Source organism: Aliiglaciecola sp. NS0011-25 (assembly GCF_040370605.1).
GTDB classification, from domain to species: domain Bacteria; phylum Pseudomonadota; class Gammaproteobacteria; order Enterobacterales; family Alteromonadaceae; genus Aliiglaciecola; species Aliiglaciecola lipolytica_A.
Window position 1 is genome coordinate 240,197 of sequence record NZ_BAABWR010000002.1, and the last position, 11,509, is coordinate 251,705.

Annotated in this window: 7 protein-coding genes; all 7 read left to right on the plus strand. The window is 40.0% G+C overall.

Annotation, left to right across the window (positions count from 1 at the left end; translation table 11 throughout):
• Positions 1-8 precede the first annotated feature (8 nt).
• The 7 genes from nhaC to ABWV72_RS02950 all read left to right on the plus strand — a co-directional run bounded on the left by nhaC (position 9) and on the right by ABWV72_RS02950 (position 11,407).
• Positions 9-1,496: a Na+/H+ antiporter NhaC gene (gene nhaC, locus ABWV72_RS02920; RefSeq protein WP_216046585.1), complete on the plus strand. Its 1,488-nt coding sequence runs from the start codon at positions 9-11 to the stop codon at positions 1,494-1,496.
• 50 nt (positions 1,497-1,546) lie between these two features.
• The gene (gene pepN / locus ABWV72_RS02925; RefSeq protein WP_353368605.1) at positions 1,547-4,138 is read left to right on the plus strand and encodes an aminopeptidase N; all 2,592 of its coding nucleotides are present in this window, start codon (positions 1,547-1,549) and stop codon (positions 4,136-4,138) included.
• Between the two features lie 4 nt (positions 4,139-4,142).
• Entirely contained in the window at positions 4,143-4,364 is a 222-nt protein-coding gene (locus ABWV72_RS02930) for a DUF2835 family protein (RefSeq protein ID WP_216046587.1), read from the plus strand.
• Positions 4,365-4,542: 178 nt separating this feature from the next.
• Positions 4,543-6,621 (plus strand): DUF1302 domain-containing protein, encoded by a 2,079-nt coding sequence (locus ABWV72_RS02935; RefSeq protein WP_353368608.1) that lies wholly within the window; start codon positions 4,543-4,545, stop codon positions 6,619-6,621.
• Positions 6,622-6,633: 12 nt separating this feature from the next.
• Positions 6,634-8,001, plus strand: coding sequence for a DUF1329 domain-containing protein (locus ABWV72_RS02940; RefSeq protein WP_353368610.1), 1,368 nt, complete (start codon positions 6,634-6,636; stop codon positions 7,999-8,001).
• 62 nt (positions 8,002-8,063) lie between these two features.
• Positions 8,064-9,095, plus strand: a complete 1,032-nt coding sequence (locus tag ABWV72_RS02945) for a YCF48-related protein (RefSeq protein ID WP_216046590.1) — start codon at positions 8,064-8,066, stop codon at positions 9,093-9,095.
• Positions 9,092-11,407 (plus strand): efflux RND transporter permease subunit, encoded by a 2,316-nt coding sequence (locus ABWV72_RS02950; RefSeq protein ID WP_216046591.1) that lies wholly within the window; start codon positions 9,092-9,094, stop codon positions 11,405-11,407. Before ABWV72_RS02945 ends, ABWV72_RS02950 begins: the two co-directional genes overlap by 4 nt.
• The last annotated feature ends 102 nt before the right edge of the window (positions 11,408-11,509 follow it).

Sequence of the window (11,509 nt, forward strand, 5' to 3'; positions counted from 1 at the left end):
TCAATCCAATGGACAACAATAATAATAAAAAAGTCATAAAAGAAGCGACAATTCTCGATGCATTAATACCGATCGTAATCTTAATTTGTTTGTTATTTTCGTCGGTTTATTGGTACGGCAGTGATTCTTCTTTCGGTCCCAATCAAATCGCTTTGATATTCGCGATGTTCATTGCTTCCATGATAGGGATTAAAAATGGCTATACCTGGAAGGAAATAGAAAAGGGTATTGTCAGTGGAATTTCATTATCCCTTGGTGCGATCTTAATCTTATTGGCCGTGGGTGCTTTAATTGGTTCATGGATGTTATCTGGTACAGTTCCAACCTTAATCTACTATGGATTAGAACTACTCAACCCATCACTGTTCTATGCAGCAACATGTTTGATTTGTTCTGTTGTAGCCATGAGTATTGGCAGTAGTTGGACAACTGCCGCTACTGTTGGTGTTGCCTTGATGGGAGTCGCCAATGGCATGGGGATGTCGGAAGCTGTTACTGCTGGTGCTGTGGTATCTGGCGCTTATTTTGGCGATAAAATTTCTCCTTTGTCGGAAACCACTAACTTAGCGCCAGCAATTGCCGGGACAAATTTATTTGAACACATTCAATATATGCTGTGGACAGTTGTTCCAAGCATAATAATCACTTTAATAATATTTACGGTTTTAGGCTTTAACTCAAGTCAAGAGGCATCAGCACAAGGTATTGTGGATATGCAAAATCTGCTGGAGTCTGAATTTAACTTGGGATTACATTTACTTATCCCGTTAGCCGTGCTGCTTGTTTTAGCACTGAAAAAAGTGCCAGCTTTCCCTGCGGTATCTATTGGCGCCATTTTAGGGGGGATTTGGGCTGCTGCCTTTCAACCGGAAGTCGTTCAAAGCTTTGCTACAGATGAACGCGAAGGAATCGTTGCCAGTATCACTGTTGTTTGGACAGCGCTTTATGCAGGGGTTAATTTTAGTACCGATAGTGATGTGTTGAATGACTTGTTAAGTCGTGGCGGAATGTCTAGCATGCTCAATACTATATGGCTAATTATGTGCGCACTTACCTTTGGTGCTGTACTGGAGAAAGTCGGGCTATTAAAACGAATTGTCAGCGCTATCTTAAAAGGTGCTACATCGGCTGGTGACATGATCTCCAGAACTATATTGACCTGCTTTGCTACTAACGTGATTACGGCGGATCAGTATATGGCTATAGTGATGCCTGGGCGCATGTATAAGAATGAGTATGAAAAGCGTGGTTTGCATCAATTAAACCTATCTCGTAGTTTAGAAGATGGCGGAACCTTAACCTCGCCTCTAATACCTTGGAATACGTGTGGTGCCTACATGGGCGGTGTTTTAGGGGTAGGTGCGCTAGATTACGCTATTTATGCCTTTTTTAATCTGATTAATCCTATTTTAGCTATCGTGTATGCCTATTTAGGGATTAAAATTCTCAGAGTACCAATTCCTGCATACGCAGAGCCGGTTGCCAGTAAAAGTTAGCTTTTGCTGGGCGCAATTCGGTATTTTTATATTTTCAATTAGGTCAAAGTATGTCCGACAATAGTGTTATCAAAGCAAAACGCCGTTTAGATTATCAAGCTCCCCATTTTTTCATTAGCACGGTAGATTTATCGGTAAAACTTGAAGAGCCAAAAACCCAAGTTAAGAGTCAGTTGCGTATTAAGCGTAACGGTGAACATCAACATCCACTTGTTTTGGATGGTGAAGAGTTAGAACTGATCGATGTTAAATTAAATGGTAAAAGCGTTGAAAAGTATCAGCAAACATCAACGTCGTTAATAATTGAAAATGTCCCTGAAGACTTCTATTTAGAAATATTTACAGAACTTAATCCGGCTGCGAATAGTTCGTTAGAAGGGTTGTACAAAACTGCTAACGCCTATTGCACTCAGTGTGAAGCTGAAGGTTTCCGCAAAATAACCTATTTTATCGATAGACCTGACGTTTTGGCTGAATATACAGTTACTATCTATGCTGATCAGAAGAATTATCCATTCTTATTATCTAACGGTAATAAAGTTGACAGCGGTAAGCTTGAAGATGGCCGTCATTGGGTTAAATGGCATGACCCATTCAAGAAACCTTGCTATTTATTTGCTTTGGTTGCTGGAGACTTTGACCTCCTCGAGGATCACTATAAAACGGCTTCTGGTAGAAAAATTTTATTACAGCTTTTTGTTGATAAAGGTAAATCGAGTCGTGGTCATCATGCATTGGCTTCCCTTAAGAAAGCGATGGCATGGGATGAACAAGTTTTTGATTTAGAATACGATCTTGATATCTATATGATCGTTGCCGTGGACTTTTTCAACATGGGAGCGATGGAAAATAAAGGCTTAAATGTATTCAATAGTAAATATGTTTTAGCCGATAGTGCCTCGGCAACAGATGAAGATTTTTTCAATATTGAGTCTGTGATAGCCCACGAATACTTCCATAATTGGACAGGTAATCGTGTGACCTGTAGAGATTGGTTCCAACTCAGTTTAAAAGAAGGGTTAACGGTTTTTCGCGATCAACAGTTTAGTGCAGACATGAGTTCTCCAGTGGTGAATCGGATAAAAAATGTCAAAGTGATGAGAGAACATCAATTTGCCGAAGATGCCAGCGCCATGTCTCATCCTATTCGACCTGACGAAGTTATTGAAATGAATAATTTCTATACTGTCACTGTCTACGACAAAGGTGCTGAAGTAATCCGCATGATGCACACTTTGTTGGGTCAGGAAGGGTTTAAAAATGGCATTGACTTGTATTTTAAACGACATGATGGACAAGCTGTTACTTGCGATGATTTTGTGAGCGCAATGCAAGACGCTAATCAAGTTGATTTGTCACAATTCAAACGTTGGTACGGACAGTCAGGCACGCCTATTGTGAATGTTACTGAAAGTTTTGATGCTGAAAAAGGAGAGTATGCTCTTGAATTCAAACAAATCAATAATCCAACCGCCGATCAAAAAGATAAACAAGATTTACACATACCTATCCGTTTAGAGTTGATTGCTAAAGGCGGCGAGACAACGGTTGAACTGTTCAATCTTAAACTCAATCAACAGTCACTAGTTAAGTCTGGGTTTGAACAAAAACCGACAGTTGCCTTATTAGCTGATTTCTCAGCCCCAGTTAAACTCGAATTTAATTATTCAGTCGACGCTTTGTTGCAAATCGCCTTATCTAGCCAAGATGGGTTTTCTCGTTGGGATGCCGCTCAAACTCTTTTTAGTGAATATTTACACGGCAAAACGCCAGCAAGTTCTACATTGAGTGTTAACTTTAAGGCCATCGATAAACTCATCGATGGATTGCTGAGGGACATAAAAGCATCCTCTGACTTAGCGTTGATTGCTGAAATGTTAACCCTACCGAGTATCGAAACCTTAGCCCAGCAAGTCCCACGTTATTATGTGGTGGAGTTAAATCAGGCTAGAAAAGAACTGGAAATTTATATCGCCAAAACGTTTTCAGAATATTTTGCAACGGTTTATCAAACGACCCAGCAATCTGGTTATGACTATGAATCTGAACAAGTTAATAAGCGTAAGTTACATAACTTGTGTTTATATTATTTAGCCAAAACTGAGCAAGGTAATAGCCTAGTAGCTAAACAGTTTGAATCGTCAGATAATATGACTGACACTTTAGGCGCATTAAAAGCCGCTCAATCTGCGGTGCTTCCTTCTTTTGAAGTTCTGATGGGTAAATTTGAACAAAAATGGTCTGAAGATCCCTTAGTTCTGGATAAATGGTTTGCATTGCACGCAAGTTGTGAAGTTCCAGATATTTTAGCGCGTCTAGATTTATTATTGAGTCACAAACAGTTTAATCATGATAATCCAAACCGAGTTCGTTCCGTTATCGGTACTTTTGCATTTTACAACGCTACTGGTTTTCACGCGATTGACGGTTCAGGCTATAAATATATTACTGATTATTTACTTAAATTAGATGCACGAAATCCGCAGGTAGCTGCCAGAATTGTTACGCCTTTAACCCATTGGCGTAAAATGGATGATATAAGGGCGGATTTAATGAAGTACCAATTGACGCGAATAATGGCGCTTCCCAATTTAAGTAAAGATGTATTTGAAAAAGTGAGTAAAAGCCTTAGCTATCAATGACACTATGCGAACATATTATTTTAATTTAAAAGCTTCTTACGAAATGTGTGAAAAGCTTTATCTATCGTCTAATAATGCGGTTATTCTTTATTCTGAGAACGGTGAGAGTGTTCAACTTCCTACCTTTAATTTACGACCATTTGTAACTCGGTTAGGGTTAAATGGTCGTTTTCGTCTTATAATTACTCCTGAAAACAAAGTCTTTTCATTTGAAAAAGTAAGCTAATTCGCCCTGGTGTATGCTTGATTGATTTTTAACCTATTGAAAGTGGTGGATTTTTACAATTTGTTAACTGGTACGATTTCTTCTTGCTATCAAGTCGAAATGATGTAATGATTTTGTGAATAATTTGCTACTAAATAAATGTCGTCTGCATTTTTTGACGACTAGGGAGAACTAAAATATGAAGTGTGGACCTTTGAAGTTTAAAAAGTCACCGCTTGCACTTAGCATAGCCGCCGTGTCTGTTATGACTTCCGCAAATCTATACGCCGCGTCATGGGAGAGTGGAGATTGGTCTGTAAACTTTGACTCAAACTTTTCGCTAGGAACTAGTATTCGAGTTGAAGAGCGAGACTTTTCTTTGATTGGTAAAAGTAACCATCCCAATTTTGATTGGAGTGGATACAATGCGGCTACAAATCCTATTTATACCCAAGCTGAAGTGTGGGCCAATGCCGATGGTGCATATTCAACTAACGGCGATCTTGGAAACTTAAATTTTGACAAAGGCGAAGCCTTTTCGACGGTTTTCAAAGGCACCCATGAATTAGACATCCGTTATGACAATATGGGATTTTTTGCTCGCGGACTCTATTTTTATGATTTTGCTTTAAAAGATGGCAGTAGAGATTGGACAAATCCAATTACCGGTCAAACCCAAGATCCCTGTGCTGCCTCGCAAGCATCAGAGGAACTTTGTTCTGATGTCAGACTGTTAGATGCTTTCTTTTATGCCGATTTTGATATTGGTAATGTGCCAGTTACCTTGCGTATCGGTAACCAGGTAGTTAGTTGGGGGGAAAGTACTTTCATCCAACACGGCATAAACACCACTAATCCTGTGGATGTGACTCGTGCACAAGCACCGGGCGCGGAACTAAAAGAAGTTTTTATTCCTGTAGGGATGGTATTTGCGTCTTTTGGTTTAACCGAAAACCTCAGTTTATCAGCATATTATCAATATGAATGGGAGCGCAGCAGACTTCCGCAAGCTGGAAGTTACTTTGCCACTAATGATTTTGCAGGTGAGGGCGGTCAAGCGCAAAATATTCAGTATGGGTTCGGAAGTAAACCTGAATTAAACTTAGATGTTTTACTTTCCAATTTAAATGGATTACGCGCTTCTTTATTGGCCGGCGCAGATCCTGCGCAAATCTCTGCTGCATATCTAGCGTATCCAACATCCGTGGCTGTTCGTGGTTATAGCGATGCAGCTCACACCGACGCGGATGACCAAGGTCAATACGGTTTTAAAATGTCCTACTATGCTGCTGATTTAAATGATACGGAATTCAGTATTTATCATATAAATTACCATAGTCAACGTCCGCTAATTTCCGGTACAACATCTGATTTTACTGCTGCGGGAATTGCACAAGATATTGCTTACTTAGCCGCTAATGAAATTACACGTGATAACATCACTTCATTAGGTGCTTTTACAAAAGCAGAGTTTACCTATCCAGAAGACATTAAATTATACGGTTTTAGTTTCAATACTAACGTTGGGGAGACGGCACTTGCTGGTGAAATCGCATATCGAGTTGACGAACCATTACAAATTGATGATATTGAACTTTTATATGTTGGGTTTGCTGAACAGTTGGCAAACGCTGGAATTAGACCGGATTTAGCCGGTATTTCTCAGTTAGGCAATATAGGTCGCGATGTAGGGCCTGGCGAAACAGCAGAAGGTTTTGTGTTATCTGACACTATTCAGATGCAATTAACAACAACCCATGTATTTGGGCCAGCCTTGGGAACCGATAATTTAATATTACTTGGTGAAGTAGGCTATGTGAGCATTGAAGATATGCCTGATCCTAACATTATACGATTAAATGGACCTGGCACATCAAGAACCGCTTCTTTAGAGCCTTTACGGGATGAAAGTGGTAATATTATTTCCACCCGAGAAGGTCTACATATTGGGTTGTCAAATGGTCCTGAAACCAATCCATTTCCAACTGATTATGCTTGGGGATATCGGATCTTAGCGGTAGCCGACTTCAATAACGTGTTTTCCGGAGTAAACCTCAAAACACGGGCGACATTCTCTCATGACGTAGAGGGTACAACACCTGATCCATTGTTTCTATTTACCGAGGATGTGAAATCAGCTAATTTAACTTTCGAGTTTGATTATTTGAGTAAATTCTCAGCAGCGGTTGGGTACAGCAGTTTCTGGGGTGGTATAGGCACAACGAATGCCTTATCAGACCGTGACTTTGTTTCAGTCAACTTTAAATACTCGATTTAAGAGAAAAACGAAATGATTAAGAATATAGTAGTAACAACCTCTGCTTTAGCATTGGCTCTAAGTGTTTCGTTTGCTCATGCGAAAGTAACTCAAGAGCAAGCAGCGAAACTTGGCAACGAACTCACGCCACTTGGCGGGGAAAAAGCGGGTAATGCTGATGGCAGCATTCCAGCTTGGGATGGTGGAATTACCACCCCTCCTGCAGGCTATAAACCGGGAGACTTTCACCCTGACCCATTCCCGGGAGATAAGGTTTTATTTACCATTACAGGTAAAAATTACAAAGAACATGCTGATTTTTTAAGTGCTGGACAAATCAAACTTTTTGAAACTTACCCAGATACGTATGAAATGCCAGTATACCAAACCCGTCGTACTGCCTCCAATCCACAGTACGTATACGATGCAGCTAAAGCAAACGCATCGCGGGCGGAACTAGTGCAAGGCGGAAACGGAATAAAGAACGCTGCTATTGGCGTACCTTTTCCGATTCCGCAAAATGGCGTAGAAGCAATCTGGAACCATATTTTACGTTTTCGTGGCGAAGGCATTGAACGTAATGGTGGGCAAGCAGCACCGACAGCATCTGGTGATTACACGGTTATAGGATTTGATGAAATACTATTAGTTGAATACGCAAAACGTGATGCAACACCTGAAGTACTGTTAGAAAACAACATGTTAATGAAGTTCAAACAGTCGATCACTTCACCAGCACGTTTAGCTGGAACAGCATTATTAGTACATGAAACCATGGACCAAGTGCGTGAGCCGCGACAAGCTTGGACGTACAATACAGGACAACGTCGAGTTAGACGGGCACCTAATATTGCTTATGATGCGCCAGGAACTGCGTCAGATGGATTGCGAACAACCGACGATTTCGATATGTTTAACGGAGCGCCTGATCGCTATAACTGGGAATTAAAAGGTAAAAAAGAAATGTACGTCGCGTATAATAGCTATGCACTGCATAGTGATAAAGTGAAGTACGATGAAATTTTAACACCTGGACATATCAATCCTGATTTGACTCGTTATGAAAAACACCGAGTGTGGGTTGTTGAAGCTACTTTAAAAGAAGGTTTCCGTCACGTATATTCAAAACGAGTATTTTTCATTGACGAAGATAGTTGGCAAGTACAAGTCGCGGATATGTATGACAACCGTGGCGATTTGTACAAGGTAGCAGTTGCTCATGGATTAAATTACTACGATGTTCCCACACATTGGTCTACGCTAGATGTATATCATGATCTTAATTCAAGACGTTATTTGGCATTAGGACTTGATAATGAAGATAAAGTCTACGATTTCTCTGTTAGACCTAGTGAGAAAGAGTTTACCGCCCAAGCCCTTAGGCGAGAAGGGATACGCTAACTAGCAAAAAAAAACGGTTGGCTCTGCCAGCCGTTTTTGTAACTGAAGATGAAAAGAAGAAAATGAATCGAAGTAAAATTTTAACAATTTTGTTTGTGAGTTCTTTAAGTGCATTCTCAGCGTCTTCTGAAGAGTCTTATATGGCTCCTTTAGCAAAAGAATCGCTATTATTAGATGTCACTAAAACCGCGCAACGCATTGTCGCTGTTGGCGAGCGTGGCCATGTTCTGATTTCAGAGGATGGTGAAAAATGGCAACAGCAAGCAATTCCAACCTTATCTACTCTTACCGCGGTGACTGCCATTGAGAATAAATTATGGGCAGTGGGACATGATGCGGTCATTTTACATCAGTCGGAAAAAGGCCAACCTTGGGAAATTCAAATGTTTGCCCCGGAGTTGGAGAAACCACTTTTAGATGTAACATTTTTAGATGTTAAAGAAGGTTTAGCCATTGGTGCATACGGCACTTTCATGCGCACCGTTGATGGCGGAGTTACTTGGAAAAAAGAAGTTCACCAGGGTTTCCTCCATCCAGATGATATTGACTATTTAGAAGAAATTCGCTTAGAAGATGAAGAGTTTTATCAATCTGAATTGGTCTCTATTTTACCTCACCTAAATAAAATATTAGTGGTTGATGATGTCATTTATATTGCTGGGGAGTCTGGGTTATTGGCTAAAAGCGAAGACAAAGGACACACTTGGCAGCGTATGGACGTTAACTATTATGGTTCGTTCTTCGATATACAGCAGTTGAATAATGGCGATATTGTTGCAGTTGGTTTGCGTGGCAACATTTTCAGAATGACTGCTAATGATGGAAACTGGATGACCATCCACTCAGGGATAACTTCCTCATTAAATGTGATTATGCCTATTTCTCAATCCCAGTTTGTGGCGATGGGTAATAGCGGTAACGTTGTGTGTGTTGATGATACAAATGTTTCAAATGCACATTTTGATGATGGCAAAGCGATAAATGCTGCTGTTTCTTTTCAAAACCATATTCTTTTGGCCACAGCTGAAGGAATTAAAAGTGTTTTGTATAACGAAGGAGAGTCAGTTTGCGAAGGAATTAGTAAAGACCTATGACTAAATTGATAGATTTTTGTGTAAACACAATTTTTCGAAATCGGATTATTGTAATAATACTGTTTGCGTTAACCACTGCGTTTTTAGGTTACCAATCTTCGCAACTTAAATTAGACGCAGGCTTCACTAAAAATATACCGTTGAATCATGAATACATGGTCAACTATATGAAGCATGCTAAAGATTTTGGCGGTGCTAACAGTATATTGGTATCAGTATGTGATAAAGATAGTGATATTTTTAACACCGAATTCTTCGATACGCTGAAAAACGTACATGACCAGTTGTTTTTCATTAACGGCGTTGAACGTTCTTTAGTTAAATCATTATTTTCGTCCTCCACTCGTTTTACTGAAATTGTTGAAGGTGGGTTTTCTGGTGGTCCAGTGATCCCTGCAGACTTTGATTCAACAAACCCAGACGCGTTAGCCTTAGTTTCTCAAAACATCGATAAGGCCGGCATAGTTGGGCAATTGGTCTCAGATGATTTCAAATGTGCCATGGTTTCTGCGCAGTTGCTTAATATTGACCCAGCAACGGGCGAAAAATTAGATACCCTAGTACTGGCTGATCAATTAGAAGAGCAATTACGGGGTAAATTCGAAAACGAAAATACCACTATTCATATAATTGGTTTTGCCAAAATGATTGGCGATGTTGCCAATGGTGCCAAAGACGTACTGTTGTTTTTTGCCATTGCATTAGCAATTACTGCCGTAATGGTTTATTTCTTTTCCAAATCAATCATGCTCACCATATTGCCTTTACTGTGTTCAGTGATAGCCGTTGTCTGGCAATTAGGTTTGCTAACCATTCTAGGGTTTGGCTTAGATCCTATGTCGATTTTAGTACCATTCTTAGTCTTTGCCATAGGCGTAAGCCACGGTGTGCAAATGATTAATGCAGTAGGCAAACGTGTTGTTGAAGGCGGAACTGCGCTATTTGCAGCTGAAAGTGCGTTTAGAACTTTACTGATTCCTGGTGGAATTGCGTTGCTATCTGATACCGTCGGTTTTATGACCCTGTTAGTGATCGATATTGGTATCATCAGAGAGTTAGCAATAACCGCTAGTTTGGGTGTTGCAGTCATTATATTGACCAACCTGATCCTATTGCCGGTGCTGATGTCTTATGTGAAATTTAGTGATTCATATAAAAACAAATTTAAGAACAAAGAAAATCGTTCCGATAAATTTTGGAATACGATTGCTCATTGTTCGACTCCTAAAGTGGCATATTTAATCTTAATTGTGACCGCCGTTTTGTTTGTATTTGGTTGGCTTCAATCGTCAAAAATGAAAATTGGTGACTTGCATGCAGGTGCGCCTGCGCTACACGAAAGTAGTCGCTACAATCAAGATACATTTTTGATAACCGATAAGTACGCCATCAGTGTCGATTACATCTCCATTTTAGTAGAAACAACGCCTGAGGCATGTACTTCCTATGAAGTAATGAATGCGATTGATGAATTGCAGTGGAAAATGGGCAACATTGAAGGAGTACAATCAACTGTTAGCCTCCCATCGGTGGCGAAATTAGTCAACGCAGGTTACAACGAAGGTAATCCTAAATGGCGTGTTATTCCGCGTAATCAGCAAACCTTGGTGCAGGCAATTGCACAAATCCCAACGTCTTCTGGTTTGCTCAATACTAATTGTTCAGTTATGCCGATCATCTTGTTTATGGAAGATCACAAAGCAGAAACCATTAAACGCGTGGTTGATGCGGTTAAAGTCTTCAGACAGGATTACGAAACAGATGAGCTTAAATTTAGTTTGGCATCTGGCCCTGTTGGCGTAATGGCGGCTAAAAACGAAGCTGTCGATGATGCGCAGAATCCAATGATGATGTATGTGTTTGGTGCAGTGATTATTTTATGTCTACTGAGCTTCCGTTCTTTACGGGCTACAATGTCAGTGGTTATTCCTCTGTATGTTGTTTCAGTATTAGCTCAGGCATTGATGACATTTTTAGAAATTGGACTTACTGTGTCTACATTACCAGTCATTGCTTTAGGTGTAGGTATTGGTGTGGATTACGGTATTTACATATTATCGACCATGAACATTAAGCTCAAATCAGGCATGCCGGTTAGACAGGCTTATTTTGAAGCATTGAAAGAAAGAGGTAGTGCCGTTCTCTTTACTGGTATTACGCTTGCGGTAGGTGTGAGTACTTGGGTATTCTCTTCTCTCAAGTTCCAAATGGATATGGGTATACTATTAACCTTCATGTTTGTCGTAAATATGTTGGGTGCTATCGTAGTTTTACCGGCTTTAGCCGCTGTTTTCTGGCGAAAACAAAAATAATTTTTGCATAATTATTTGCTTAAACTTCAATGAAAGGGCCATTCGGCCCTTTTTTAATTAGATTCCTTGCATATTTATATTTATTGTAAATTTATAGTTAAT